Raw genomic sequence first — 26,956 nt, 5'->3', positions numbered from 1 at the left:
CCGGGGCCGCGGCTACCGGTCCCCGGCCGGCTCCCCCTCCCGGGCCTCCTTCTCGGCGAGTACCGCCTTGCGGTGCTCGCCGCACAGCTTGTCGGCGTGCCGCACCGGCTCGGGCACCCGGTACTTGGGGGACATCCGCAGCACGAGCTCGGCCGACCCCTCCAGGTCCACGCGGTGGCCGACGGACACGTAGACGGGCTTGACGCCCTCGCGGGTGCGCAGCACGCGCCCGAGGACCTCCCCGCCTCGCTCGGCCAGGGCGAAGGAGTCGGGGACCACCTCCGAGCGCCCCGCGACCATGGGCGTCCACGACCCCCGCTCGCTCCCGGGCACGCTGTGCTTGCCGTAGAGCACCGACTTGGCCGACCCCACCACCGGCAGGTCCAGCAGGACCCCCAGGTGGGAGGCGACCCCGAACCGGCGCGGGTGCGCCAGGCCGAAGCCGTCGCACAGGTACACGTCGGGCGTCACCCCCAGCCGCCCCAGCGCCTCCAGGACCGGTGGGGACTCGCGGAACCCGAACAGCCCCGAGATGTAGGGGAAGGACGGTTCGGAGGAGATGGCGACGGACTCCACCACCTCCATCGTCCGGATGTCCATGACCACGGCCGCCGCCGAGAGCGCCGTGTTGTCCTTGGCGTAACTGACGTCCAGCCCGGCCACCAGCCGCACCGAGTCCACGTCCAGCGGCTCCTCGCGCACCCGGTCGGCCAGGCGCCGCTGGAGCGCGACGGCCTCCTTCGGGTCGCTGGGCCAGTTCTCGGGGTCGTCCAGGACCCGTGCGACCCGCTCGGCGATCTCTGACACCCTGATCCTCCCGTTCGTCCGGTGCTCCGCAGCCACCATCCCACCCCTTCGCGCCCCTTCGGCGTGCACCCGCTCCGGCTCCTACCCGTTCCCGGCCGCGCCCCGATGTCCGGGCGCCGCGCTGTGCGCCACTCCACAGGCTCCGGTGCCCGGTCCGCCCGGGCCGGCGCAGTACGGTGGTGACCGCAGTTTTGCACTGACCAGTCAGTTCAAAAAATGGAGGGGACCAGGAATGCGTCGGGCCACCGGAGCTCGTGTCCAGGCCGAGGGCCTCACCCTCGCCACCCGGGAGGGTCCCGTCTACACGGACGTGGGGTTCACCGCGGTGCCGGGCACACTCACCGTCTTCCAGGCCGACTCCGGCGGCGGCCGCAGCGCCCTGCTCCTGACCCTGACCGGACGGATGCGCCCCTCGGAGGGGAGTCTGCACGTGGACGGCCACCCCCTGCCCCGCCGGGCGCGCGCCGTCCGGCGGATCAGCTCTCTCGGGCTGATGGACGGCGTCAACGCCCCGGACGAGCGGCTCCGGATCCGCGAGCACCTCTCCGAGGGCCTGATGCTGCGCGCGAGCCCCGCCGCGCGGGGGCTCGCCGACGAGGCCATGGACGCCGCCGACCTGGGCGGGCTCGATCGCAGAGCGCTGGTCAGGGACCTGTCGACATTCGAACGGCGCCGCCTCGGCGTGGCCCTCGCCCTGCTGTCCGAACCCCGGCTGCTGGCCGTCGACGACGTCGACGGCGGGCTGGGCCCCGACCACCAGGCCGCCATGTGGCGCACCCTCCAGCGACTGTCCGAGGAGGGGCTGACGGTGGTCGCCGCCTGCGCCGACGCCGATGCGTGGGAGGAGGTCCGCGGGCCGGGCACCCGGAAGCCGGTACCCCTGTCCCAGGGCTCCGGGAGTTCCGGTACGCCGGAGAAGGCGGGTGGTCACCGTGGCCGGGCGTAGGCGCTCCCCCCTGGCCGGGCTGCTCGCGGTCCCCCGGATCGGCCTGCTGACCGTGCGCTCCTTCCTGCGCTCGCCGCTGCCCGCCGCGGCGCTGGCCGCGCTCCTGCTCATCCCGCTGCTCTACTCCGGCATGTACCTGTGGTCGTTCTGGGATCCGTTCGGCAGGATGGAGCACCTGCCGGTGGCCCTGGTCAACGAGGACCGGCCGGTCGAGGTGGAGGGCCGGGAGGTGAGCGCGGGGGACGGGCTCGCCGACACCCTCCTGGAGGGCGGCGACCTCGACTGGCACCTGGTGGACGCGGAGGAGGCCGCGCGCGGCGTCGGCGACGGCACCTACTACGTCTCCCTCACCATTCCGCCGGACTTCAGCGCCGACCTGGCCTCGCCCTCCCGGGACCGGGAGTCCCCGACACCGGCGACCCTGGAGGCGCACTACAACGACTCCAACAGCTTCGTCGTCCGCCAACTGGCCGGAAGCGCGTTCGGGGAGGTCCGCGACGCCGCCGCGGCGTCGGCGGTCGGCGACTACCTCGACGAGATCTTCCTGGGCTTCAACGAGATCCACGACCGCACCGAGGAGGCCGCCGACGGCGCCGACGAGCTCTCCGGCGGAGCGGGCGACGCCGAGGAGGGGTCCGGGGAGCTCTCCTTCGGCCTTGGTGAGGCGCACACGGGCGCCGGGGAGCTGAGCGGCGGCCTGAGTGAGCTGTACACCGGTTCGCAGGAGCTGGCCGACGGCGCGGCGACCGCCTCCGAGGAGGTGTCCGCCAAGGTGGACGAACTCGACGAGCTGGCCGACGAAGCGCTCCCGCGGCTGGAGGAGGACATCCCCGCCATCCAGGAGTACGCCGAGTCCGCCGCCGAGGTCACCGGTGCCCTGTCCACGGCCCTGGCGGAGCTTCCGGAGACGGACACCGAAGCGCTGTCCGGGTTGGACGGGCGGCTGGAGGCCTACCTGGAGGAGCACCCGGACCTGGAGACCGAGGACCCCCGGCTGTACACGCTGCTGAGCGACCTGCGGGGAGCCGTGGACACCGCGCTGTCGACGGCCGGGTTCGTCGAGGACCACCGGGACGGCATCGAGTCGGCCGCCGGGGACGCCGCGGCCCTGAGCGAGGACGCGGCGGCGCTCTCGGAGGACCTGCCCGACATGGTGGGCGAGGCCGAGGACGCACGCGACAAGGTCGACGAACTCGACGAGGGCCTGGCCGAACTCGCCACGGGCTCGGCGCTGCTGCGCGACGGCCTGGAGGACGCGGTCGGGGGCGCCGACGACCTGGACGCCGGCCTGGGCGAGCTCAGCGGCGGCGCCGACGAGCTGCACGAGGGACTGGGCGACCTGGCGGCGGGCTCCGGCGAACTCACCGAGGGGCTCGAAGAGGGGGTGGACCGGGTCCCCTCCTACTCCGACGAGGGGCGTACCGACGCCGCGGACGCGATGAGCCGGCCGGTCCGGCTGGACAGCGCGGTCTCCAACGAGGCGCCCGACTACGGGACCGGGTTCGCGCCGTTCTTCGTGCCCCTGTCGCTGTGGGTGGGCGCCATGGTGGTGTTCATGGTGCTGCCGCCGCTGTCCTCGCGCGCCCTGGCCTCCTCCGCCCCCTCCTGGCGGGTGGCGCTCGCCGGACGGGTGGTCCCGCTGCTGCTCGGTGTGGGTCAGGTGCTGGTCATGATGGCCGCCCTGCACCTGCTGCTGGGCCTGGAGGTGCGCGACTGGCCGCTGCTGATCGCGTTCCTGGTGCTGACCGCCGCCGCGTTCGCGGCGACCGTGCAGTACCTGAACGTACGGCTCGGCGCGGCGGGCCGGGTGGCCGCGCTGGCGCTGCTGGTGCTCCAGCTGACCTCCGCGGGCGGCACGTACCCGATCGAGACCAGTCCGGCGTTCTTCCAGGCCGTCGGGCCCTTCCTGCCGCTGCACTGGGCGGTGGGCGCGCTGCGCCGGCTGGTCGGCGGCGGTGACATGGCACTGGTGTGGTCGGCGTTCGGGGTGATGTCCCTGTGGTTGCTGGTGCCCCTTGTGCTCACGTGGTGGACTGTGGAGCGCAAGCGCGTGTGGACGATGGGCGCGCTCCACCCGGCGCTGAAGCTGTGAGGCCCGGCGGTGGGACGGCGGGGCGTGGCGCGGCCGGTCCGGACCCGGGCAGAATGGAGCGGATGAGCGCGAACACCCCCGACCAGCCGATGAGCGGCCGGCGAGAGACCACCCGGCGCCGCCTGTTCGAAGCGGCGGTCACACTGATCTCCGAGCAGGGGTACGGCGCCACGACCGTCGACGAGATCGCCGAGCGCGCGGGGGTCGCCAAGGGCACCGTCTACTACAACTTCGGCGGCAAGGGAGAGCTGTACGCGGCCCTGATGGAGTGGGGCGTGACCCGGCTGGCCGACACGCTGAAGGAGGCGGTACCCGCTCCGGAATCCGCGGCCCCGCCCCGCGAGGCGCTCGCGGCCGTGCTGCGCGCCGGGGTGGTCTTCATCGGTGAGCACGAGTCGCTCGCCCGGCTGCTCATGGCGGAGGCGTGGCGCACCAACCGGGCCTGGTACGCCACCGTCCGCCAGATCCGCACCGAGGCGATCGGGGTCATCAGCGGCCTGCTGGACAGGCTGGCCGGGGAGGGCCTGCTGCGACCGGGACTGGACACGGGCCTCGCCGGGTCGGCGCTGTTCGGCATGGTGGTGACGGTGGCCCTGGACTGGCGCACGCTCCAGCCCGAGCGGCCGGTCGAGGAGATCCACACCGCGCTGGCCCACCTGGCCGACGGCCTGGTCGGGTCCCCGGCGCCCCCGCGCTGAACCACGAACCGACGTCTGAGAGGACACCCCCCACGATGGTCCACCTGTACCCCCTGCTCCCCCTCCTCGCCGGGGTGGTCATCCTCTGGGTGGTGGCGCGCGACACCCGTCTCGAACTACGCCTGGTCCGCCACGGGATGCGTGCCAAGGCCCGGGTGATCGGCTACCACGAGACCTCCACGGCCTCACGCATGATCGTGCAGTTCCGTACCGAGGACGGCGAGGAGGTGCACGCCGAGCACGAGAACACCGGGTGGACCGCCTCCCGCGCCGGGGAGATCGTGACCGTCGCCTACGACCCCGACCGGCCCGCGCTGGCCCGGATCGTGTCCGCGCCGTGGCTGTCGCACTGGGTGCGGGGGCTGTTCGGGGGGCTGGGCGCGGTCCTGGTGTTCACGGGGCTGCTCCTGGGCTACCTGGAGTGGCGCTGACCGAGGGGGCGGAGCCCGGAAGGGGCGCCGCCGGGTGCCCGGCCAGTGCCTCCTCACGCGGCTCGGCGTAGCGGACCAGGCGTGAGGGCAGGCCGCCGTCCAGTGTGGAGCGGGTGCTCACGCGCACCCCGCACAGCAGGTCGGCCACGCCCGCGCGGTCGGGCCGGACCAGGGCGCCGGCGGCGTGCACCGCGGCCACGGCGAGCGCGGGCCAGGGCAGGCCCGCGGCGGTGAGGGCGGCGACGGGCGCCTGGAGCAGGCAGGTCCGCACCAGGACCCTCCACCGGGCGGCCGGGCGCGGGTATCCGGCTTCGGCCAGCGCCAGCCGGACCGAGGCCGCACCCGGCGTGGCCCGGTCCCGGCGCAGCTGCGGCAGGACCACCACGAGGACGGCGGCCAGGCACAGCATCGCGGCCGTGCGCCCCTCGGCGCCCACGATCCCGTATGCGCGCAGCAGGGCGGCCAGGGTCGCCGCGCCGAACCACCACAGTCCCAGGTCCAGCAGCCCGCCCGCCAGCCTCCGGGCCAGGCCGGGCACGGCGCGGTCGGGCACGGCGGCGGGCCAGCCCCGGGGCGCGCCCGGCCACAGCGGCGGCACCCACCGGGCGAGCAGCCAGCCGGCCAGGGTTCCCGCGGCGGCCGGGGCCACGAGCGCGGACGTGGCCTCGGCGTAGGCGCACGGGTACAGGCCCAGGAGCCCGGTGGCGCGGACGGCGGTGACGGCCAGGGCCAGGACCGCCCCGGCCAGGAGGGTGGCCGGGAGGCCGCGGCGGAAGCGGTGGCGGGCCAGCAGCCCGACCAGCGCGAAGAGGACGAGGGCCGGAGCCGTCTGCCGGAGGCCGGGCCCCTGGCCTCCCCCCTCGCCGGCGGCGCCGGGGGCGGCGGTGCCCGCGCACAGGCCGTCGACGGAGGCGGGCAGCGGCCAGACCGCGTACGCCGCCAGTCCCACGCCGGTGAACAGCGCCGCCATGGTGCACACGCCCGGCCAGCCGCGCGGGCGCCCGTAGCGGCGGTACTGCCCGCACAGGTAGAGTGCCGCACCGGCGACCACGAGCAGCGGCACGGCGGCGACCGCCGTCTCCACCGCGGCCTGTCCCCCGCCGAACAGCCGGCCCATGGCGCCTCCCCCGTCCTGCGGCTGCGTCGCCGCCCGGTCACGGCCGGCAACGCTAGTACGCTCCACGGCGGTGTGCGGACCGAACGCGGATATCTCCTCCAGCCGCGTCCCGGGGCGCTCCCGGCGGGGCGGACGCACGGAGCAGGGGGTTGCGCGCCCTCTTTGCCTTATGTGACCTTTGCCCTATTGTCACAATGGTTCACAGGAGACAACGCCTCTACCATCCATCCAAGAAGTGGACATTCTCGCCCTTCGTGGCAGACTGCTTCCTCACCCGGATATTTCAGCGTTTCATCGGCGAGATACGATCCCCACGCCGAAATGCCGTGTTTGTGGTTACCCTGCGGTACGTCCCGCGTCGAGAACCCCCGACGGACGCCGCCCCGCGGGGCAGGAGGCCGCGCTCAGCGGGCCGAGAAGTGCCGGATCCCCCGGCGCCCGGCGCCCGCGGCCCCGCACCGCACCCCCGACAAGACTCCAGACGCGGATCGACAGGAGAACCGTGCAGGCAGTACCCAAGCGACGCAGGCGGACGATCACCGCCCGTATCCGCGCAATGGTCATGATCCCCACCACCGCCCTGGTGGTGCTCTGGCTGGTCCTCACCTTCGCCCTCACCGGCGACGCGGTCATGCAGCTCATCCGCGCCAAGGCCACCGACGACCTGGTCACTCCCGCCGCCGTCGGCCTCGTGGACGTGATGCAGGAGCGGTCGCACACGATCGCCTTCCTCGAACACCCCGAGGACGCCGAGCTGGAGCGGCAGCTGTCCGAGGCGCGTGACCGCACCGACTCCTCCCTGGGCATGGTCGTCGGGGAGCTGATCGGCTTCGCCGACATCGCTCCCGGCGAGAGCGGCCACCACATCGAGATGCTGCACATGCAGTACGGCGAGATCGGCGCGATGCGCGAGTCGGTCGACGCGGGCGAGGCGTCCAGGAGCGACGTCCTCGACTACTACAACGAGCTGATCCTGCACGGAGCCGACAGCTTCGACAGCCAGGCCCGCGAGGGCCTGAACGGACCGAGCGCGGTCAGCCCGGGCTTCACCGCGACCTACATGTTCCGCACCGTGGACCTGTTCGCGCAGTCCGACGCCCAGCTCGCCCGCGCCTTCGCCAACGACGAGCTGACCCGGGAGGACCAGAACAGGTTCACCGAGCTGGTCGGCTCCTACGAGAGCTTCCTCGCCGCCAACGGACACTACCTGGAGGGCGAGGGGCAGGAGGAGCGCCTCGACGCGGTGCTCGCGGGCCCCGAGTACCAGCGGCTGCAGGAGATGCAGCAGGCGATCATCGACCGCCAGGTCACCACCGAGACGGTCACCGATCCGATCACCCTGGTGCCCACCGAGGTCGAGGACCTGTCCATGCCGGTGGACTCCACCGAGTGGTCCGAGGCCCACGACCACGTGCTCTCCGAGTTCACCGCCATCGGCGCCGACGAGGCCCTGCACGCGGCCCAGAAGACCCGCGAGAACGCCAACCAGGCCGTGCTGGTCGCCGTCGCCGGCAGCCTCGGCGTCGCCGTCGTCATCCTGGGTGCGTTCTTGCTGGCACGCCGCTCCTCGGAGGCGCTCACCCAGCGCCTGCTGCGCCTGCGCGACGACTCCAACGACCTGGCCGAGCACCGCCTGCCCGAGCTCATGGGTCGCCTGCACCGGGGTGAGCGCGTGGACACCGACGCCGCCCTGCCCGGCCTGGCCGCCGACGACGACGAGATCGGCGACGTCGCCAAGGCGTTCAACACCGCCCAGCGCGCCGCCGTCCAGGAGGCCGTGCAGCAGACCGAGCTGCGCCAGGGCGTCAACCGCGTGTTCCTCAACATCGCGCACCGCAGCCAGACCCTGGTCCACCGCCAGCTGCGCCTGCTGGACCGGATGGAGCGCGAGCAGGAGGACCCGGAGCAGCTGTCCCAGCTGTTCAAGCTCGACCACCTGGCCACCCGCTCACGCCGCAACGCCGAGAACCTGCTCATCCTGGGCGGCGAGGCGCCGGGCCGCACCTGGCACCGTCCGATGCCGCTGATCGACGTGCTGCGCGGCGCCATCTCCGAGTCCGGCGACTACACCCGGGTCAAGCGCGAGCGGATCGCCCGCGTCCACCTCAACGGCCCGGCCGTCGCCGACGTCATCCACCTCGTCGCCGAGCTGGTCGACAACGCCGCGATGTTCTCCCCGCCGCACACGCACGTGCGCCTGAGCAGCGAGGACGTGCCCAACGGCGTGACGATCGAGATCGAGGACCGCGGCCTGGGCATGACCGAGAGCGAGCTCGAATCGGCGAACGCGCTGCTGGCCGACCCGCCCGAGTTCGACGTGATGCGCCTCAACGAGAAGATGCGCCTCGGCCTGTTCGTGGTCTCGCACCTGGCGCACCGCCACGGCATCCGCGTGCACCTGCGCCCGTCGCCGTACGGCGGCGTGCAGGCGATCGTCCTGCTGCCGCACGAGCTGATCTCGGGCGACCGCGCCCCGCTCACCTCCTCCGAGGACGGCGACGAGGACGTGTGGGAGCCGAAGGGGCTCCCCGGCCGCTCGCTCCGTGAGCCGGAGTCCGGCAACGGCACCAAGCCCGTGCTGACCCCGGTGTCCGCGCCGGCCGAGGACGTCGAGGACGTCACGGACGAGGAGGAGGCCGAGGTCCGCCCCGCGTCCGGCCCCGAGGCCAGCCCGGTGCCCGGCTCCATGAGCTCCCCGGCCGACGGCGACGACCTCCTGAGCCCGGGCACGGAGGGCGACCGCCCCTCCCTGCCCACCCGGACCCCGACCATCAGCGCGGTCCCCGGCCCCGATTCCGGTGCCAGCGCCGGTTCCGGTGCCGAACCGCCCGCCACGGTCCCGACCGGCGGGGGACGGCCTCCGCTGCCCAAGCGGCGCCCCCAGGAGAACCTGGCCCCGCAGCTGGCGACCGACCCCGAGACCGACGCCCCGACCGGACCCGCGGCGGGTGGCACCCCCTCCCCGGGAACGGCTCCGGGCAGCGCGGAACGGCTGGCGCGCCTGCGCCGGAACATGTCCGCGTTCCAGAAGGGAACCGACCGCGGACGGCGCGAAGGCAAGCAGCAGACCAACGACACCGACAAGGACGCGTAACCGTGACGAGTACTCCCGAAAGCGCCCAGCGTGACAGTGGAAACGGCGCGGGCAAGAAGGACATCAACTGGCTGCTGGACGAGCTGCTCGATCGCGCGGTGGGCTCCCGGCACGCGATCCTGCTGTCCGCGGACGGCCTCCTGATCGGGCGCTCCCACGAGCTGGTCAAGGAGGACGCCGAGCACCTGTCCGCGGTGGCGTCCGCGTTCCAGAGCCTGGCCAGGGGCACCGGGCGCCACTTCGGCGGCGGCGAGGTGCTCCAGACCGTGGTGGAGATGGAGAGCGCGTACCTGTTCGTCACCGGGGCCGGACGGGGCGCGTGCCTGGCGGTGCTGGCCGAGGAGAGCTCCGACGTCGGCCTCATCGCCTACGAGATGAACGTCCTGGTCGAGCAGGTGGGCCGTTATCTGGACGCCGCGCCCAGGCACGAGGGCGCTTCCGGGGAAGCCACACGTTAGGGGACGTCATGCAAGCGCACAGCGAGTTGCCACCCGACGGGATACCGCACGGCCTGCCGCACCGCGACGCGGTCGGCGGATACGACGAGGGCGCGCCCGGAGCGCAGGAAGCCGGGCCGCTCGTACGCCCGTACGTGATCGCGCAGGGCCGCGACCACGCCGACACCGTCCAACTGGACATGATCAGCGTGGTGATCGCGGCCAAGCGCGCCGAGGTCGACGAGATGGCACTGGAGCCGGAGCAGATCCGCATCCTGGAGCTGTGCCGTCGCCCCCAGTCGGTCGCCGAGGTGTCCGCGCACCTGGACATCCCGGTGGCCGTGGTCAAGGTCCTGCTGAGCGACCTCCTCAACCGCGGCCTCGCGTTGGCCCGCGCCCCCTACACAGCGAAGAGCCCGGTGAGCCGGGACGTACTCCAGGCGGTTCTCGATGGCATCCAACGACTCTGACGACACGCAGGCGCACGTTCCGGCGGCGCTGAAGATCCTGGTGGCCGGGGGGTTCGGGGCCGGTAAGACCACGTTGGTCGGATCGGTCAGCGAGATCGCGCCGCTGAGCACCGAGGAGGTGATGACCGAGGCCAGCTACGGGGTCGACGACCTGTCGGGGGTGGAGTCCAAGACGACCACCACCGTGGCGCTGGACTTCGGGCGCATCACCATCAACCCCACCCTGGTGCTGTACCTGTTCGGCACACCCGGGCAGGAGCGGTTCTGGTTCATGTGGGAGGAGCTGTCGGAGGGCGCTCTGGGCGCGGTGGTCATCGCCGACACCCGCCGCCTGGAGACGTGCTTCGCCGCGGTGGACTTCTTCGAGCGGCGGGGCGTGCCCTTCGTGGTGGCGGTGAACTGCTTCGAGGGCGCCCACACCTACGAGGCCGACGAGGTCCGCGACGCGCTGAGCCTGGATCCGGCGATCCCGGTGGAGCTGTGCGACGCGCGGGAGCGCGAGTCGTCCAAGAACGTGCTGGTGACGCTGATCAACCGGGTGGCCGAGCAGATGGCCGCCTGACACGCGTGCGCTGGAGGGGGTTCGGGGCCACCGCCCCGGGCCCCCTCCTTCCTGTGCGCCCGCGTCCCGGAGGCGGAACCACAGAAAAGAGAACATTCCGGACACACATGGGGGTTACGGACAGGCTTGGGCCACCCGGAACCGCTGTACACAAGGGCCTTCCAGGTAAAGTGCGCCCCGTGGGACGCCATCGGGCGTCACCCCCGCAGACCATGGACCCGTCTGGGGCGGGCCCACACGAAGGTGACTGGAGTTCTCCATGAAGCGGTTCGAGTGGTACGACCGGATCCACGCTCTGGACGCCGAGTCCGACTGCGAGCAGATCGTGCGCATCCTCAGCAGCCACGAGTTCCCCTGGGACATCGAGCAGGCCCTGGGCCTGGCCCTGTACCGCACCTACGCCGTGCCCAGCATCGGCGAGCTGCTGGCGCACACACGCGAGTTCACCGAGCGCACGCAGCACCGCTACGACGACACCGCGCTGATCCTCAACGACATCCTGGAGCACGGCTTCGGTCCCGGCCGCGGACGGGACGCGCTGCGCCGGATGAACCAGATGCACCGCTCCTACGACATCAGCAACGACGACTACCGGTACGTCCTCAGCACGTTCGTGGTCATGCCCGTGCGCTGGCTCAACGACTACGGATACGGCTGGCGCAGGCTCAGCGACCACGAGATCAGCGCGTCCACCCACTACTACCGCAAGCTCGGCAGGCACATGGGGATCAAGGACATCCCCGAGACCTACGAGCGCTTCCGCGAGCTCATGGACTCCTACGAACGCGAGCACTTCGCCTACACCGAGGGCGGACGCGCGGTCTCCGACTCCACCCTCGACCTGATGGTGGACTTCTACCCGGCCTGGCAGCGGCCCCTGGTGCGCCCCTTCACCAAGGCGCTGCTCGACGACCGGCTCATCCGGGCCTTCGGCTACCCCCGGCCCTCGGCCGCCTGGCGCAGACTCAGCGACGCCGCGCTGAAGCTGCGCGCCGGGGCCGTGCGCCGGATGAAGCCGCGCGAGGAGCCGCGCTGGGCCCGCCAGAGCCCCAACATCCGCAGCTACCCCGGCGGTTACGACCCGTCCAGGATCGGCACGTTCCCGAAGGGCTGCCCGGTCCCGCACGGCATGGCCACCCGGGAGGTCGCGGACACGGGCGCCCACGTGCCCGCACCGGGCCAGGCCGTGGCGCCGGCGTCCTCCCCGGGCGCCGTCCCCGCCGACGGCACGGGCACCGCGGCCGCCCCCGAAGCCGCGCAGGGGTAGCACCCCGCCCGTTCCCCGTACATCCCCCCGCACGACGCGCGGTCGCCCGCATGCCCGGGCCCGCGTTCCCCGCTCCCCCACCCCCGCCGCATCCGTCCCCTTCGCCGAAGGAACCCCCGAATGAAGCGCTTCGCCTTCCGAGACGAGATCCACCGCCTGGACGCCGAGTCCGACTGCGTACGGATCATGCAGATCCTCAACGCCCACGAGTTCCCCTGGGACATGGGCCGGGCGCTCGGCATCGCCCTGTACCGCACCTACGCCGTGCCCAGCATCGGCGAACTGCTCGGCAGGACCAACGAGTTCACCGGAAGCACCCAGAAGCGCTACGACGACACCGCGCTGATCCTCAACAACATGATGCGGTACGGGTTCGAGCCGGGCAGGGGGCGCGACGCGCTGCGCCGGATGAACCAGATGCACCGCTCCTACGACATCAGCAACGACGACTACCGGTACGTCCTCAGCACGTTCGTGGTCATGCCCGTGCGCTGGCTCAACGACTACGGATACGGCTGGCGCAGGCTCAGCGACCACGAGATCAGCGCGATCACCCACTACTACCGCAAGCTCGGAAAGTACATGGGGATCAAGGACATCCCCGAGACCTACGAGCGCTTCCGCGAGCTCATGGACTCCTACGAACGCGAGCACTTCGCCTACACCGAGGGCGGACGCGCGGTCTCCGACTCCACCCTCGACCTGATGGTGAGCTTCTATCCGGAGCGTGTGTCCGGGCTGGCCCGGAAGTTCTCCATGGCGATCCTGGACGAGTCGCTCATCGAGGCCTTCCGCTACGACCCGCCCAGCAGGGCGTGGCGCAGGGCCGCCGACATCGCGCTGAAGCTGCGCGCCGGGGTCGTGCGCCGGATGAAGCCGCGCGAGGAGCCGCTGTGGGCGGACGGCAACCCGAACATCCGCAGCTATCCGCAGGGGTACGACGTCAACCGCATCGGCACGTTCCCGACGGGCTGCCCGGTGGCGCACGACGTGGACCCGGTCGGCCACGAGGAGCTGTACGGCACGGGGACCCGGGAGGAGGAGGGTGCCGCGCCCGCGGACGGCGTACGGACCGAGGCCCCCGCGGAGGGCCGCCCGTGACCGCCACCGTCGGCCCCGTGCCGCCCGGCGGCGGCGTGGACGGCGGACGACGCGCCGTGCCGCTGCCCCGGTCCGTGCACGCCTGGTACGGCAGTGGAGCGGTGGCCACCGGCATCTTCAACACGGTGCCGGGGCTGCTGCTCCTGATCTACCTGACCGACACCCTGGCGGTGAGCCCCGCACTGGCCGGGCTGGTGGTGTTCCTGCCCAAACTGGTCGACCTTCTGGTCAGTCCGTATATCGGCATCTGGTCAGACAGGACGCGCTCGTCGTGGGGGCCTCGCCGTCCGTGGATGCTGGCCGGGGCGCTGACCCTGCCGGTGCTGTTCGCCGCGATGTTCGCCGGCCCTCCGTTGGAGGGCGACGCCGCCGCCGTGTACGTGGCGGTGGTGTTCGTGGCCGCAGCGCTGGCGTCGTCGGTGTTCCAGGTGCCGCACACCGCCATGCCCGGGGAGATCACCTCCGACTACCACGAGCGGTCCACGTTCAACACGTGGCGGACCGCGTTCGTGGGGCTCGCCCTGTTGCTGGGCGGCGCCCTGGCTCCGGTCCTGCAGTCGGCCCCCGAGGACGCCGTGGCCGGGTACCGGATGATGGGCCTGGTCATGGGCGGCGTGGTGCTGGTGTCGATGCTGGGTTCGGTGGCCGGGACGCGCCGTGCGCCGCGTCCGGTGTTCCCGCACCGCTCCGAGGGCCTGCTCACCCAGCTGCGTACGGCCCTCGCCCACCGCCACTTCCGGGTGCTGTTCCCCGCCAACCTGCTGATGGCGACGGCCGGAGGCACCATGGTGGCCGGTGTGCCGTACGTGACGGCCAACGTCATGGGCGAGCCGAGGTACACGAGCGTCCTCATGGTGTGTGTACTGGTGCCGCTGATCGCCTCGGCCCCGCTGTGGAAGCGGCTGTCGGTGCGGGTGGACAAGCGCCGCGCCGCCGGGTACTCGGCCGTGGTGTTCGTCCTGGGCGCCCTGGGACTGCTGATGATCCCCCTGTGGGGCTTTCCCGGCGCGGTGTTCTCCTCCGTGCTGGTGGGCGTGGGCCTGTCCGGGACGACGCTGCTGCCGTGGTCGATGCTGGCCGACTGCCTGGCCGCCGCCGACACGTCGGGGCGGCGCCAGGGCGGTGTGCTGTCGGGTGTGTGGACCTCGGGCGAGGCCATGGCCCAGTCGGTGGGCACCGGCCTGCTGTCGCTGTCCCTGGCGCTGAGCGGCTACGTGGAGTCCGGCGCGGGCGAGGCGGTCCGGCAGAGCGGCGGGGCGCTGCTCGGCATGCTGGTCGGCAGCACCCTGGTACCCGCCGTGGTGATGCTGTGCTGCCTGGTCCCGCTGGCGTCCTACCGGCTGACCGCCGAGGACGCGGGATAGCCCCGCCGCCCGGGTCAGAGCGTGAGGACGATCTTCCCCCGCCCGTGGCCGGTGTCCAGGTCGCGGTGGGCCAGGGCCGCGTCCCGCAGCGGCACGGTCCGGCGCAGGTGGACGCGCACGAGTCCCCGCTCGTACAGGTCCACCATCTCGGCCAGGCGGGCGGCCGAGCGGGGCCCGGCCGGCTTCGGCAGGCCGAGTTCGCGGGCGGTCCCGTGCGAGACCATGCTGACCACGCGGCGCGGGTCACCGACGATCTCGACGGCCTGGCGCAGGGAGTCGTCGTCGAAGGAGTCGAGGGCGGCGTCCACCCCCTGCGGGGCCAGCGCGCGCACGCGCTCGACCATCCCCTCGCCGTAGAGGACCGGCACCGCGCCCAGTTCCCGCACGTGGTCGTGGTTGCGCTCGCCGGCCGACCCCAGCACCACGGCGGCGCCCCAGGCGCGGGCCAGCTGCACGGCGACGGTTCCCAACCCGCCGGCCGCGGAGTTGTCGCCGGGGCCGACGCCGACGGCGCTCAGGGCCATGTGGGCGCCCTGGGCCTGGGCGGAGAAGCCGCCCGCCACCTCCCAGGGCATGGCGGCCGGTTTGGGGACCACCTGGTCGGCGGGGACCACCACGTACTCGGCGTAGGCCCCGAACGTTCCGAATCCCAGCACCTCGGTCCCGGGCTCCGGTCCGCCGGTGTCCGGGCCGACCGCGTCCACCGTCCCGGCGAACTCGTTGCCCGGGACCAGCGGCAGGGCGAAGGTGCCGGGCAGGGGGAGCTCGCCTCGCCGGACACGGGCGTCGATGGGCAGGGCCCCCGCGGCGGCCACGCGTATCCGCACCTGCCCGGGCCCGGGCTCGGGTACGGGCAGCTCCACGGTGGTGAGCACCTCGGGAGGGCCGAACCGGGGGATCGTCATCGCGTACATGGGTTCTCCTTGACATCCTCTCCCGTCTGAAGGCGGGAGAATCCAGCCAACGGAACCTGTCCGCCGCTGGTGGGTAGGTCGTCGGGCGGCCCCGGCGGGCCGGTCGGACACGGTCATCGGACGGCTTTGCCCGGCGACCGCGCCGTGTCGCGGGGCGGGGCGGCCGGAAGGAACATGGCCGGGACCACGGCGACGGCCGTCAGCGCGGCCATCCACCAGAAGGCCGCCTGGAAGGCCGGCGCGGGCCGGTCCGCGCCGGCCAGGGCCGTGGCCAGGACGAACGCGAGGCCGGCCGTCCCCGCGGCCGCGCCGATCCGCTGCATCACGTTGAGGGCGCTGGTGGCGCGGGGGACGCGGTCCGGGACGATCCCCCGGTAGGCGGCGGCCAGCATCGGCACCGACGCGGTCCCCAGTCCCAGGCCGCGCACGAACAGGGAGGCGCCGAGCAGCGCTCCGGAGGCGTCGGCGGTGGCGAACCCGAGGGGGACCGTGGCCAGAGCGGCCAGGGCCAGGCCGCCCACCACCAGCACACGCGGCCCGGTCCGGTCGGCGGCCGGACCCGCGAACAGCACCGCGACCGCCACACCCGCGCCCATCGGCGCCACCAGCACACCGGCCGCGAGTGCGTCGGCACCCGTGACCTGCTGGTAGAAGAGCGGCAGCAGGAACATGCCGCCCCAGACGCACAGCCCGAAGACGAACATGAGGAGCGCACCGATCCGGAACGGCCCCTCGGCGAGGAGCCGCAGGTCGATCACCGGAGGAGGGCCTCCGGGACGGTGGCGCAGGGCGTGGACGGCGAATCCGGCGAGCAGCAGCGCGCCGGCGGCGGCGAGCAGCGGCCCGTGCGGGCCCCCGCCCAGGACCGAGAGCCCGTACAGCAGTACCGCCAGCCCCGGGGAGAGCAGTGCCAGGCCCACCAGGTCGAGCCGCTCCCCCTCCCGTTGTTCGTCCCGAGGGATGCCCCGGACCGCCAGGGCGAGCGCCGCCGCGGTGAGCGGAAGCGTGGCCAGGAAGACCCACCGCCAACCCAGGGAGTCCAGCACCAGGCCGCCGAGCACGGGACCCAGGACCGGCGCCAGCTGGCCGGGGACGCTCACCAGGGCCAGCGCCCGGCCCGTCCGGCCCGGTCCGGCCGCCCTGACCAGGATGGTCATCGTCAGCGGCAGCACCATCCCGCCGCCCAGGCCGGTGAGCACCCGGAAGGCGACCAGGCTCTCCACCGACCAGGCCGTGGCGCACAGTGCCGACCCCGCACCGAAGAGGGCGAGCGCGCCGATCCAGGCCGCGCGCTGGCCGTGGCGGTCCACGAGCCAGCCGGTCACGGGGATGACCGCGGTCATGGCCAGCAGGTAGGCGGTGGCCACCCACTGGACCGTGGCACAGGCGCGTCGAAGGTCCAGGAGAGCCGGTCGACGGCCACGGTGACGACGGTGCTGTCGAGCAGCGTGGCGCACGCGCCGACCAGGAGCACGCCGGAGAGCCTGAGCAGGGCCGCGTCGAGGCGCGGCGGCACCTCGGACCCCGTCCGGGGCCGGGGGGTTCCTCGCTCTTCCATGTATGTAAACTACACCGTGCAGTGCAATATGGTCCAGAGCACGGCCGCGCGAAAGCGGCCCGGTCCCGCCCGCGCGCCGTCCGGGGGAGAATGGGACGAGATGTCCGGAGGAAGGCCAGTGAAAGTGGAGGAGCCGATGGACGTCCGGCCGACGGCTCGGCGCGGTTCCCCGGCCAAGCGCGCGGCGATCACCGAGGCCGCGCTCCGGGTGTTCCTGCGTGAGGGCTACGCGCGCGCGAGCGTGGACGCCATCGCCGCCGACGCGGGGGTGTCCAAACGGACCATCTACAACCACTTCCGGGACAAGGAGGCGCTGTTCGCGACCATCGTCGCCCAGAGCAGCGCCGCGGTCGCCGAGGACTTCGCCGAGATCGCGGCCCGCCACCTGGACGCCCCCGCCGACGCCGCGTCCGCGCTGGCCGCCTTCGGCCGGGAGTGGACCTCCCCCGGAGCCCGCCGCCCCGACCACGGTGCGCTGGTCCGGCTGCTGATGGCCGAGGCCGCGCACTTTCCCGGCATCATCCGGGTATGGCTGGACAACGGCCCCGAACCCGTGCGCCGGGGCCTGGCCGAGCGGCTGCGCGCCATGGCGGACCGCGGCCTGCTGGACATCGCCGAGGGCGAGGAGGAGGACGCCACCGGGCACTTCGTGGCGCTGGTGCAGACCCCGGCCACCAACCGGTCGTTCTTCAACGCCCTCCCCCTGCCCGAGGCCGAGCACCGGGAGATCGTGCACTCGGGCGTCCGCGCGTTCATGCGGATCTACGGCCCCCGCTGACCGGGTTCAGCGGCCCAGGCGGCGCCACAGGGCGCGCGGCATCATCCGCATGCCCGCGAAGAGCGGCTGGAGCACGCGCGGGGCCCACACGGTCGTGGCGCCCGAGCGCAGCCCGGCCGACACCGCCTCCGCGACCTGGCCCGGGGTGGCGGGGAACGGGGCGGGCTCCACGTGCGCGGACATCCGCGTCGGCACGTAACCCGGCCGCACCACCAGTACCCGCGCCCCGGACCCGTGCAGGGAGTCGGCCAGCCCCTGCGCGAAACCGTCCAGGCCCGCCTTGGCCGACCCGTACACGAAGTTGAACCTGCGCACCCGCACACCCGCCACGGAGGAGAGCACCACCAGCGCCCCGTGCCCCTGTTCGCGCAGGCGCGCGGCCACGGCCAGCCCGACGGACACGTGGCCGGTGTAGTTGACCGCGGCGGCGCGGGCGGCGGCGGCCGGATCGGCCTCGTACCCGGACTGCTCCCCGAGCACCCCGAAGGCGTCCACCACCACGTCCAGGTCGCCCACCAGCGCCACCGCCTCCGCCACGGTGCCGGTGTGGGTGCCGGGCAGGTCGGCGTCGAAGTCCAGCGAGTACACGGAGGCACCGAGTCCGGTGAGCGCGGCCGGCGGGGAGGACACCCCGCCCCGGGCCGCCAGCACCACCTCGCGGGCGCCCTCGCGGACCAGCCGTTCGACGATGGCCAGGCCGATCTCACTGCGGCCGCCGAGCAGCAGCACGCTCCGTACCGATCCCACCGAGTCGCGCACGGCACTCCCCCGCCTTCCCCACACAGTCGTCATCGTGTCCTCGCCCGGGCCCGGTGTCACAGGAGCCTCAGGCGGCGGGCCATGTCGGAGACCAGTACCCCGCCCGGGTCGGCCCGCGCACGCACCCGGCGCCACGCGGGCAGCTCCGGGTACATGGCGTGCACGGTCTCGGCACGGGCCCGGCTGTCCTTGGCCAGGTACAGGCGTCCCCCCGCCTCGACCAACCGCTCGTCGAAGCCGTGCAGCACCGCACCGAGCCCGGGCAGGTCGGCGGGAAGGTCCACGGCCAAAGACCACCCGGGCCGGGGGAAGGACAGCGGCCCCGGCGTCGGCTCGCCCATCCGCTTGAGGACCGCCAGGAACGAGGGCACCCGCGCCCGGGACAGGCCCTCGGCGATCCCCGCCAGGGTGCCCTCCTCACCGAAGGGCACCACGAACTGGTACTGCACCACCCCGGGGCGCCCGTACATCCGGTTCCACCCCCGCAGGGCGTCCAGAGGATGGAAGTAGGCGGTCAGCGGCTGGGCCTGGCCGCGCCGCCGCCGGGGCGCCCGGCCGAGGTAGAGGGCGTTGAACGCGCCGACGCTCCACCGGTTCACGGTCCCCACCGGCGGGGTGAGGGGCGGTACGGGCACGCCCCCGCTCCGGTACCGCAGCGGCTGCCGGCGCAGCGGCGGGGGCAGGTCCGCCACCCGCGCGTGGCGGGCCCGGGTGACCACTCCCCTGCCCAGGGCCCCGCCCCGGGCGAACAGGTCCAGCCAGGCCACCGAGTACCGGTCCTCGGCCCGCGCCATCAGCTCCAGGGTCTCCTCCAGGCCCCCGGTCCGGTCGGTGTCCACCCGCATGTAGGAGGTCTCGACCGGGAACACGGCCAGGGTCGCCTCGGTGACCACCCCGGTCAGACCCATGCCGCCGACGGTCGCCCAGAACAGCTCGGGGTCCCCGCCGCCCGGCCCCGGCCCCAGGCGGCGCGTGCGCCCGTCCGCCGTGACCAGGGTGAGGGAGCGCACGTGCGCCCCGAGGGAGGAGTCGGCGGGGTGGTTCTTGCCGTGGACGTCGGCGGCGATCGCCCCGCCCAGGGTGACGTGGCGGGTCCCGGGGGTGACGGGGACGAAGCGGCCGCGGCGCAGCAGGTGGGCGAGGAGGCGGTCCATGCTGGTGCCCGCCGGGGCGGTGACCTCGCCGCGCGCGGCGTCCAGGCGCACGGGTCCGGTCAGCCCCGTGCAGTCCAGCACCAGCCCCCCGGCGTCCTGGGCGGCGTCGCCGTAGGAGCGGCCGAGTCCGCGCGGCAGCGCTCCGCGCCCTCCGGCCCCGGCGAGCGCCTCGGCCACCTGCTCGGGGGTGCGGGGACGCACCACGCGGGCGGCCGTGGGCGAGGTGAGTCCCCAGCCGCTCAGGAGGGTCCGCTGTTCCGGTCGGCTCACAGGTAGATCCCCAGTCCCACCAGGACCACGAGTGCGCCGAGGACGAGTTGCAGGGGACGGTCGCGCAGGGCGATCTCCTCGGGCTCCTCCCCCACGCCCCGGTCCACGAGCAGGTTGTAGCGCAGGACGAACATGATGAACGGAACGATACTCACCGCGTGGAAGAGCGTGCGCGGGCCGTCGCCCTGCTCCAGCGCCCACAGGCAGTAGGTGACGATCATGGCGCCCGACGCCATGGTGCGTGTCTGGGACAGGTAGGCGGCCGTGTAACCGCGCAGGGCCGTGCGGACGGCGTCCGCGTCCCCGCCCGCGCGCAGCTCGGCCTCGCGCTTGCCGACCACCACCAGGAGCGCGGCCAGTGACACCACGATGACGAACCAGGAGGTCAGCGGCACGCCGACGGCCGCCCCGCCCGCGACGGCGCGCAGCACGTGGCAGGCGGCGACCGCGACCAGGTCGCACACCACCACGTCCCGGAGGTGGCGCGTGTAGGCCAGCGTGAGCAGCACGTACCCGGTGATCAGGGCCGAGAGCGGGGGGTTGCCCAGCGGCAGGGAGGCCAGCGGCGCGGCGGCGCAGAGCAGGATCCCCGCCGTGGCGGCCACCGGAATCGGGAGTGCGCCGGAGGCGACCGGCCGGTGGCGCTTGCGCGGGTGCGCGCGGTCCCGGTTCACGTCGTGGACGTCGTTGAGCAGGTAGGTGCCGCTCGCGGCCACACAGAACAGGACGAACACCGCGGCGCAGGTCGGCAGCGCGTCGGGGCGGGCGAGCGCCCCGGCGGCGGCGGGGGCGGCCAGGACGAGGAGGTTCTTGAGCCACTGCCGGGGCCGGCACGCCCTGGCCAGCGCGGCGGCCGTCCCCCGGTCGCCGCGCGGCGCACCGCCCGCCGCGGGCCCGGTGGCCTGCGTCCTCTCCGTCACCGGAGGCGCGGGAGGGAGGGACACGCACCGGCGCGCCCGGTCGGGCGCGCCGGTGAGGGGCGTGTGCGGGGGTCAGCTGTACTGGTCATGGCGGCGGCCCGTGAGGAACAGCACGACCGCGACGCCGACGAAGCCGGCACCGACGACGAGGAAGACGACGGGCAGGGTGGTGCGCAGCAGGGGAAGCATGGTGCGTCCCTGCTCGGCGTTCTCGACCGCGTTCTGGACCGACTCGTCGTTGGAGACGAGCTCGGCGTCGAACAGGGTCAGCACCTCCTCGCCGTCCACCACGACGACGCGGTTCTGGTCCTCGCTGATCTTGAGGGGGGAGCCGGTGACGGGCTCGATCCAGTAGGTGCGGGTGATGGAGAAGACCTCGTCCCCGGTGACGTCGCCCTCGCCCTCCAGTCCGGCCACCGAGCGCGGCAGGGTGCGCTCGCCGACGGTGGAATCGTCGACCTCCTGGACGAACTTGTAGGTCTCGACCCCCTTGACCTCCTCGGTCCCCTGGAACTCCATGGGGACGACCTCGCCGACGGTGGTCTCGAAGAAGTCGTGGTCGCGCTCCTCGGTGAAGAAGGGGAACTTCCACGCCTGGCCGCTCTGGGCGACGGACTCGTCGTTGACCATGGCGTCGCAGCAGTCGACCGCCTCCCCGGTGACGCGGTCGTGCCCCGCCCGGCGGCTGCTGGAGGTGATACCGAAGCCGGTCTCGGCGTCCTTGACCCAGGTGAACTGGTCCCACACCACCGTCTCGTCGGTACTGGAGGCCACGTCGGCCCGGATGGTCGACGTGGCCTCCAGGGTGGCGTTCTCGACGAGTTCCACGTCCTCGATGTTGAAGTAGGTGGCCCCCTCCGCGGTGAGCACCGTTTGGCTGTAGTAGTCCAGAGGGGTCTTCATCAGGGAACTCGACAACCACGTGCGCGCCATGGGGGCAAGGGCGAGGAAGAAGACCCCAAACGCGACGAGAACGACCGCAACGGTACGGCGCATGTGCCCTCCTGGGCGTATGAGAGTCCAGATCTGGAACTGGGTCTAGTGGAACTAGGTCCAGTTCCGGGTAGAGTACTGCCCAGTAGGGAACGACGTCACCAGGGCGTGTCGAAATTTTTATAACACGTTCTAGTGAAACGCGTTCTGGATTCTCCCCTACCTGGAAGGCCCATGGCGCCCCATCCCTCCGCGCCCGGGGACCACGACGTGCGCGTCCCCTCCCGGACCGCCGACCCGGCGCTCGTGCTCCCTCAGGTCGACGGCCGCCACGAGGCCCTCGACGGCATCCGTGCCGTGGCCGCCCTGATGATCCTCGCCTTCCACCTCGCCTCGGAGACCGGCGAGGCCCTGGCCCCCGGTGTGCTCGGCGGGCTGCTGGCCTCCCTCGACCTGGCCGTGCCCCTGTTCTTCGCCCTCTCCGGCGTGCTGCTGTACCGGCCCTGGGCCCGCGCCGCCCTGGACGGCGTGCGCGGACCGCGCGCACGCCCCTACCTGTGGCGCCGTGCCGCACGCGTGCTCCCCGCCTACTGGGTGGTGGCCGTGGCGGCGCTGCTGGTCTACTCCCGGGACGAACTCGGCTCGCCGAGGTACTGGTGGGAGGTCCTCACCCTGACCTTCCCCTTCAACACCGACCCCCCGTGGTTCGGCACCGGCCCCTACGGTCTGGGCCAGGTGTGGAGCCTGTCGGTGGAGGTCAGCTTCTATCTGCTGCTGCCGTTGTTCGGCCTGGTCCTGGCCCTGTGGGCGCGCCGCGGCCGGGATGTGGACGCCCGGGGCGGACGTCTGCTCATCGGCCTGGCCGTGATGGCGGTGCTGGGCCTGGCCGCGCTGGTCCCGCAGTTCTATCCCGAGACGCGCTCGTACATGCACACCTGGCTGCCCCGGGCCATGGGCCTGTTCGCGGCGGGGATGGCACTGGCCGTGCTCTCGGAGTGGGCGTGGCGCGAGCCCGGCGCGGACGGCCCGGTGCGCCGCTTCTGCCGGACCGTCGCCGCCTCCCCGGGAGTGTGCTGGCTTCTCGCGGGCGGGTTCTACGCCCTCAACACCACCGACGCCGCGGGAAACCGGTTCGTCGGCTCCGGCGACATCTGGACCTCGGCCGTGCACTCGCTGACCGGGATCGGCTTCGCGTTCTTCCTGATCGCACCCGCCGCGCTGGCCCCGCGCCCGGACTCGGCACCGCCTCCGCTGCGGCGGGCCGCCGCCTGGCGCGGCGGCCGGTGGATGGAGGCACTGCTGCGGCACCGGGTGTGCCAGTTCCTCGCCAGGATCTCCTACGGCGTGTTCCTGTGGCAGTTCATGGTGCTGTACCTGTGGCGCGACTTCACGGGGCAGGAGATCTACACCGGGTCGTTCTGGTTGGACGCGGTGCCCGTGACGATCGGGACGGTCCTGCTCGCCATGGCCACCCACCGGTGGGTGGAGGAGCCCGGCCGCCGCTGGTCCCGCCGGTTCCTCCGTCAGAAGGGGCCGAGGCCCTAGCCCCCCGCGCGGTCGTCCTCCTCCGAGACCCACGGGTTGCCCTCCACCGTCGGCGCCATCTGGCCCACCGACACCCAGTTCAGGCACAGGCCGCCCCGGTCCTCGGGCTCCTCGGGCAGGAACACCGTCAGCCTCTCCCCGGGTGCGCCCACCGGTACGTACCAGGTGCCGTTCTCCTCCGCGGCGGGCAGGTCCACCTCGATCCAGTCGTTGCCCAACGCCACCACCACCCCGACGTCCTCCTCGGACGTGTAGCCGAGGGTGGCGACCTGGGAGGGTCCGCCGTGCGCCCGCACCGGCCAGGACACGAGCCCCTCCCAGGGCTCCAGGCACTCGTCCTCCGGCCCGGGTGCGAACATGTCGCTGCCGTCGGAGGGCCGCGCCGGGACCAGGTAGCCCGCGTCGTTGAACACGTAGGCGGAGTCGGACTGCTCGGGCTCGGTCATCCGCCGCGCGACCTCGGGCGACGCCAGCGGCGTCAGCACCCACGAGCTCAGGCGGCGCGAGCCGTTCCACTCCAGGACCACGTCCTCCGGGACCGGGCGCGAGTACAGGCCGCCCTCCTCCGGGACGTCCGCCAGCGACGCCCGTACCGTGTCCAGGTACCACTGGAGGCGGTCACCGCTCAGGGTCTGCGCGTAGGCGTGCGTGGAGTAACCCGCCGCCGACGCGTACACCACCGTCGCCAGCACCGCGGCGGTCCGGGCGCCGCGCCTGGGGCGCCTCCGGTAGGGGTCCGCCCGCGCATCCGGGTCCTGCCCCGCTCCGCCGACCAGGGCGCGCGCCCTCTCCTCCCGGGTGGGCAGGTAGGCCAGGGCCAGGCACAGCGCGAACACCAGCGCCGCGTCCGCCACGTACCGGGGGTCGGCGGCGGCCACGTCCTGGAAGCGGCCCCGCGCGATGACCGTCGGGAGGACGTCCACGAGCACCACGTAGCCCAGCAGCAGCGCCCACGCCCGCCACGCCCCGCGCCGCATCCGCAGGCTGACCAGCACGATCACCGCGAACACGGCCCAGCTGCCCAGCACCACCACACCGCGCGGATCGATGAGGCCGCCCGCCGGGGTGACGGGGCCCCACTCCAGCGGTCCGCCCAGGGCGCCGACCGGGAAGACCTCGGTGAGCAGCCCGCGCAGCATCGCCAGCGCGGGCCCGCTCTCGGGCACGCCCGCGCCCTCGCCGCCCTCCTCCACACGCATCCGCAGCAGGTAGAACACCGTGTAGGCGGCGAGGAGCCCGCCCATCGCCGCCCAGAACGGCCGGTGCAGCGCCCAGGCCCGGCGGGCCCCGGCGACCGGGCCGCCCGGGTAGAGGTGGGCGGCGGCCACCGCGAACAGCACCAGCGGCAGGAACATCGCCTTGACCGTGAACAGCATGCCGAACACGACGGCGCCGCCCGCCCACCAGGCGGCGCGCTGGTCGCCGGTGCGCAGGTGGCGCACGGTCCACAGCAGGGCGAGCACCAGGGCGAGCTGGAAGGGGACCGCGTTGAGCGCCGCCGACCACCAGCCCAGGACGGGGACGGTCAGCGGGGCCAGCGCGTACACGGCCAGCGGGACCAGCAGCGCCCGGCGGCGGCCGAACACCTCCCACAGCAGGCGGAGGAAGACCAGCATGGCGGCGGCCTGGAGGGCCAGCATCGAGCCCGCGCTGACCCACCACTCGTAGGGCCAGAACGTGGTCTGGAGGTAGACCAGGAACAGGGCGCCCGGCATCAGGTGGCCCTTGTGCAGGCTGAAGAGGTAGTCCGGCCCGAGGTCGCTGGCGTGGGCTCCGGCGAAGAAGAGGTAGTCGTCCTCCACGAAGTAGGACTCACCGAGCACATAGATCCTGAGCCCCACGGCTACCGCCACCACCAGCAGCCCCGCCAGGACCAGGCGGTCGCGGGCCAGGCGACGCACGGTGGTCAGCGCGGCCCGGGCCAGTTCGCCGAGGCCGGGCCCCTGCTCGTCGGGCTCCTCGACCGGACGGCGTACCCTGGGTGGCCCGTCCGCGGTGCCGGCGTGCGCCGCCGGGGCCCCGGCACCGGGACCGTCGTGCCCACTCGCCGTGGGAGGAACAGGCGACATCGATTTCGCTCCCGCCGCAGAGATTGGCCAACCCGGAAGATGGGTGCCAGAATACAACACGTTCCACTTTCTTCCCTGACCCTTGTCGCAGGCCGTTCGGGCCCGTGCACCCAGAACAGGAACACGATTCAGAACCGTGTCCCGCCAGGGTCGTGAGCACCGTGGAGGTGATTGCCGGTGGGACTCGAACAGGTCCGCCGTGACTGGACCCGGCTGGGTTCCACCGAGCCCCTGTGGGCGGTGTGCGTGGATCCCGGCAAGCGGGGCGGCGGCTGGGACGACGACGAGTTCCTCTCCTCCGGACGGGCCGACGTCGACCCCTCCGTCGCCCGCATGGAGGAGCTGGGCATCCGCCCCCGGGGCGGCCGGGTGCTGGACTTCGGGTGCGGCGCGGGACGGCTGTCCAACGCGCTGGCCGCGCACTTCGACCAGGTCGTGGGGGTGGACATCTCCGCGCCGATGCTCGCGGAGGCCCGCCGCCTGGACCGCTCCGGCGGCCGGATCAGGTTCGAGCTGAACGAGCGCCCGGACCTGTCGGTGTTCGAGGACGACTCGTTCGACCTGGTCTACACCGACCTGGTCCTGCAGCACCTGCCGCCCGACCTGGCCGAGGGCTACGTGCGCGAGTTCGCGCGGGTGGTGCGCCCCGGCGGCGCCATGGTCCTGGGCGTGCCCGAGGCCGAGCGGCGCACCTTCAAGGGCATGGTGTTCCGGTACGCGCCGTGGCCGCTGGTGGCCCTGGCGCAGCGGACGCTGCTGCGCTACCCGGCGCCGATGCGGATGCACACCCTGCCCGCGGCGCGCATCGCCGAACTGGTCCCGGACGGCCGGATCGCCGCCTCCGACGAGTACTGGGGCGGGGACCACTGGCGCCACCTGCGCCACTACGTGGTGCTGGAGGGCCCCGCGTGAGCACCGAGACCGCCCGCCCCGACGGCACCGTCCCGTTCCGCGCCACCCTGGGCCGTTCGGTGGGACTGTTCGCCGCCTTCCGCAGGGAGCAGACCGACCCCGCCCGCTTCTACGGCACCCTGGCCCGGGACACCGTCGCCCAACTGCGCTCCTACACGCCCCTGGACGGCAGGCTCGTGGTGGACGTGGGCGGCGGTCCCGGCTACTTCGCCGACGAACTGCGCGCCGCCGGGGCACGCTGCCTGTGCGTGGACTCCGACGCCCACGAGATGACCCTGCACGGCCGGGAGGCCGACACCCACGGCATCCAGGGCAGTGCCCTGGAGCTGCCGCTGCGCAGCGGCTCGGTGGACGTGTGCTTCTCCTCCAACGTGCTGGAGCACGTGCCGGACCGGATCCGGATGGCAGACGAGATGGTGCGTGTGACCCGGCCCGGCGGCCTGGTGTACCTGTCGTACACGCTGTGGCTGTCGCCGTGGGGCGGGCACGAGACCTCTCCGTGGCACTACCTGGGCGGCGCGTACGCGGCCGAGCGGTTCGCCCGGCGCCACGGGAGGCGGCCCAAGAACGACTTCGGCCGCACCATGTACGCCGCCCACGCCAAGGAGATGCTGCGCTGGACGCGCGGGCGCTCCGACGTGGACGTGGTGGACATCCGCCCCCGGTACCTTCCCGGGTGGGCCAAGCCGGTCGTGCGCGTGCCCCTGCTGCGCGAGGTCCTCACCTGGAACCTGCTGCTGGTGCTGCGCAGGCGCTGA

The 26,956-nt window shown here is 73.3% G+C and carries 25 protein-coding genes; 15 read left to right on the top strand and 10 right to left on the bottom strand.

What is annotated here, in order from left to right:
- Positions 1 to 12: 12 nt before the first annotated feature.
- The gene (locus A6A08_RS22475; RefSeq protein WP_073704721.1) at positions 13 to 807 is read right to left on the bottom strand and encodes an endonuclease V; all 795 of its coding nucleotides are present in this window, start codon (positions 805 to 807) and stop codon (positions 13 to 15) included.
- 232 nt (positions 808 to 1,039) lie between these two features.
- On the opposite strand from A6A08_RS22475, the gene A6A08_RS22470 reads away from it, so the two are divergent.
- The 4 genes from A6A08_RS22470 to A6A08_RS22455 are packed head-to-tail and all read left to right on the top strand — an operon-like array spanning position 1,040 to position 4,974.
- On the top strand, positions 1,040 to 1,753 hold the full coding sequence (locus A6A08_RS22470; protein ID WP_083609232.1) for an ATP-binding cassette domain-containing protein: 714 nt from the start codon (positions 1,040 to 1,042) through the stop codon (positions 1,751 to 1,753).
- Positions 1,740 to 3,845, top strand: coding sequence for a YhgE/Pip domain-containing protein (locus tag A6A08_RS22465; protein WP_073704720.1), 2,106 nt, complete (start codon positions 1,740 to 1,742; stop codon positions 3,843 to 3,845). The genes A6A08_RS22470 and A6A08_RS22465 overlap by 14 nt, the downstream gene beginning before the upstream one ends.
- Before the next feature lie 53 nt (positions 3,846 to 3,898).
- Positions 3,899 to 4,543, top strand: coding sequence for a TetR/AcrR family transcriptional regulator (locus A6A08_RS22460; RefSeq protein ID WP_073704608.1), 645 nt, complete (start codon positions 3,899 to 3,901; stop codon positions 4,541 to 4,543).
- A gap of 35 nt (positions 4,544 to 4,578) precedes the next feature.
- Positions 4,579 to 4,974, top strand: coding sequence for a DUF3592 domain-containing protein (locus A6A08_RS22455; RefSeq protein WP_073704607.1), 396 nt, complete (start codon positions 4,579 to 4,581; stop codon positions 4,972 to 4,974).
- Here A6A08_RS22455 and A6A08_RS22450 read toward each other — a convergent pair.
- Positions 4,937 to 6,091: an antibiotic resistance protein VanZ gene (locus A6A08_RS22450; protein WP_242422818.1), complete on the bottom strand. Its 1,155-nt coding sequence runs from the start codon at positions 6,089 to 6,091 to the stop codon at positions 4,937 to 4,939. The genes A6A08_RS22455 and A6A08_RS22450 overlap by 38 nt on opposite strands.
- 502 nt (positions 6,092 to 6,593) lie before the next feature.
- Here A6A08_RS22450 and A6A08_RS22445 point away from each other — a divergent pair.
- The 7 genes from A6A08_RS22445 (at position 6,594) to A6A08_RS22415 (ending at position 14,386) form a co-directional block, all read left to right on the top strand.
- Positions 6,594 to 9,185 carry a nitrate- and nitrite sensing domain-containing protein gene (locus A6A08_RS22445; RefSeq protein WP_073704606.1) on the top strand — a complete coding sequence of 864 codons (2,592 nt, stop codon included), beginning with the start codon at positions 6,594 to 6,596 and terminating at the stop codon, positions 9,183 to 9,185.
- Between the two features lie 2 nt (positions 9,186 to 9,187).
- Positions 9,188 to 9,643 (top strand): roadblock/LC7 domain-containing protein, encoded by a 456-nt coding sequence (locus A6A08_RS22440; RefSeq protein WP_073704605.1) that lies wholly within the window; start codon positions 9,188 to 9,190, stop codon positions 9,641 to 9,643.
- Positions 9,644 to 9,651: 8 nt separating this feature from the next.
- Positions 9,652 to 10,092 carry a DUF742 domain-containing protein gene (locus A6A08_RS22435; protein ID WP_073704604.1) on the top strand — a complete coding sequence of 147 codons (441 nt, stop codon included), beginning with the start codon at positions 9,652 to 9,654 and terminating at the stop codon, positions 10,090 to 10,092.
- Positions 10,073 to 10,654: an ATP/GTP-binding protein gene (locus tag A6A08_RS22430; RefSeq protein WP_073704603.1), complete on the top strand. Its 582-nt coding sequence runs from the start codon at positions 10,073 to 10,075 to the stop codon at positions 10,652 to 10,654. Before A6A08_RS22435 ends, A6A08_RS22430 begins: the two co-directional genes overlap by 20 nt.
- Before the next feature lie 259 nt (positions 10,655 to 10,913).
- Positions 10,914 to 11,921 carry an oxygenase MpaB family protein gene (locus A6A08_RS22425; RefSeq protein WP_073704602.1) on the top strand — a complete coding sequence of 336 codons (1,008 nt, stop codon included), beginning with the start codon at positions 10,914 to 10,916 and terminating at the stop codon, positions 11,919 to 11,921.
- A 120-nt stretch (positions 11,922 to 12,041) separates the two neighbouring features.
- Complete coding sequence (locus A6A08_RS22420) at positions 12,042 to 13,022, top strand: oxygenase MpaB family protein (RefSeq protein ID WP_073704601.1); 981 nt, start codon at positions 12,042 to 12,044, stop codon at positions 13,020 to 13,022.
- Complete coding sequence (locus tag A6A08_RS22415) at positions 13,019 to 14,386, top strand: MFS transporter (RefSeq protein WP_378699528.1); 1,368 nt, start codon at positions 13,019 to 13,021, stop codon at positions 14,384 to 14,386. The genes A6A08_RS22420 and A6A08_RS22415 overlap by 4 nt, the downstream gene beginning before the upstream one ends.
- 14 nt (positions 14,387 to 14,400) lie before the next feature.
- Here the strand turns inward: A6A08_RS22415 and A6A08_RS22410 are convergent, their stop codons facing one another.
- The 3 genes from A6A08_RS22410 to A6A08_RS28945 all read right to left on the bottom strand — a co-directional run bounded on the left by A6A08_RS22410 (position 14,401) and on the right by A6A08_RS28945 (position 16,858).
- Positions 14,401 to 15,300 carry an NADP-dependent oxidoreductase gene (locus A6A08_RS22410; RefSeq protein ID WP_073704600.1) on the bottom strand — a complete coding sequence of 300 codons (900 nt, stop codon included), beginning with the start codon at positions 15,298 to 15,300 and terminating at the stop codon, positions 14,401 to 14,403.
- Between the two features lie 113 nt (positions 15,301 to 15,413).
- Positions 15,414 to 16,667, bottom strand: coding sequence for a DHA2 family efflux MFS transporter permease subunit (locus tag A6A08_RS22405; RefSeq protein ID WP_242422815.1), 1,254 nt, complete (start codon positions 16,665 to 16,667; stop codon positions 15,414 to 15,416).
- Entirely contained in the window at positions 16,640 to 16,858 is a 219-nt protein-coding gene (locus A6A08_RS28945) for a hypothetical protein (protein ID WP_242422814.1), read from the bottom strand. The genes A6A08_RS22405 and A6A08_RS28945 overlap by 28 nt, the downstream gene beginning before the upstream one ends.
- Before the next feature lie 118 nt (positions 16,859 to 16,976).
- On the opposite strand from A6A08_RS28945, the gene A6A08_RS22400 reads away from it, so the two are divergent.
- Positions 16,977 to 17,636: a TetR/AcrR family transcriptional regulator gene (locus A6A08_RS22400; protein WP_242422812.1), complete on the top strand. Its 660-nt coding sequence runs from the start codon at positions 16,977 to 16,979 to the stop codon at positions 17,634 to 17,636.
- A gap of 6 nt (positions 17,637 to 17,642) precedes the next feature.
- Here the strand turns inward: A6A08_RS22400 and A6A08_RS22395 are convergent, their stop codons facing one another.
- The 4 genes from A6A08_RS22395 to A6A08_RS22380 form a co-directional block, all read right to left on the bottom strand.
- Positions 17,643 to 18,395, bottom strand: a complete 753-nt coding sequence (locus tag A6A08_RS22395) for an SDR family NAD(P)-dependent oxidoreductase (RefSeq protein WP_073704599.1) — start codon at positions 18,393 to 18,395, stop codon at positions 17,643 to 17,645.
- Positions 18,396 to 18,451: 56 nt separating this feature from the next.
- Complete coding sequence (locus tag A6A08_RS22390) at positions 18,452 to 19,819, bottom strand: FAD-binding oxidoreductase (RefSeq protein WP_073704598.1); 1,368 nt, start codon at positions 19,817 to 19,819, stop codon at positions 18,452 to 18,454.
- Positions 19,816 to 20,739, bottom strand: a complete 924-nt coding sequence (locus A6A08_RS22385; protein ID WP_073704597.1) for a decaprenyl-phosphate phosphoribosyltransferase — start codon at positions 20,737 to 20,739, stop codon at positions 19,816 to 19,818. The genes A6A08_RS22390 and A6A08_RS22385 overlap by 4 nt, the downstream gene beginning before the upstream one ends.
- A 72-nt stretch (positions 20,740 to 20,811) precedes the next feature.
- Positions 20,812 to 21,735 carry a DUF3068 domain-containing protein gene (locus A6A08_RS22380; protein ID WP_073704596.1) on the bottom strand — a complete coding sequence of 308 codons (924 nt, stop codon included), beginning with the start codon at positions 21,733 to 21,735 and terminating at the stop codon, positions 20,812 to 20,814.
- A 171-nt stretch (positions 21,736 to 21,906) separates the two neighbouring features.
- On the opposite strand from A6A08_RS22380, the gene A6A08_RS22375 reads away from it, so the two are divergent.
- On the top strand, positions 21,907 to 23,217 hold the full coding sequence (locus tag A6A08_RS22375; protein WP_073704595.1) for an acyltransferase: 1,311 nt from the start codon (positions 21,907 to 21,909) through the stop codon (positions 23,215 to 23,217).
- Here A6A08_RS22375 and A6A08_RS22370 read toward each other — a convergent pair.
- Complete coding sequence (locus A6A08_RS22370) at positions 23,214 to 25,286, bottom strand: hypothetical protein (protein WP_073704594.1); 2,073 nt, start codon at positions 25,284 to 25,286, stop codon at positions 23,214 to 23,216. The two genes, A6A08_RS22375 and A6A08_RS22370, sit on opposite strands and share 4 nt — an antisense overlap.
- A gap of 177 nt (positions 25,287 to 25,463) precedes the next feature.
- On the opposite strand from A6A08_RS22370, the gene A6A08_RS22365 reads away from it, so the two are divergent.
- On the top strand, positions 25,464 to 26,198 hold the full coding sequence (locus A6A08_RS22365; RefSeq protein WP_338013137.1) for a class I SAM-dependent methyltransferase: 735 nt from the start codon (positions 25,464 to 25,466) through the stop codon (positions 26,196 to 26,198).
- Positions 26,195 to 26,956 (top strand): class I SAM-dependent methyltransferase, encoded by a 762-nt coding sequence (locus A6A08_RS22360; RefSeq protein WP_073704592.1) that lies wholly within the window; start codon positions 26,195 to 26,197, stop codon positions 26,954 to 26,956. Before A6A08_RS22365 ends, A6A08_RS22360 begins: the two co-directional genes overlap by 4 nt.

Origin of the sequence: Nocardiopsis sp. TSRI0078 (assembly GCF_001905145.1) — a bacterium.
Classification (GTDB): domain Bacteria; phylum Actinomycetota; class Actinomycetes; order Streptosporangiales; family Streptosporangiaceae; genus Nocardiopsis.
This window is presented reverse-complemented; position numbering and strand designations above follow the sequence as displayed.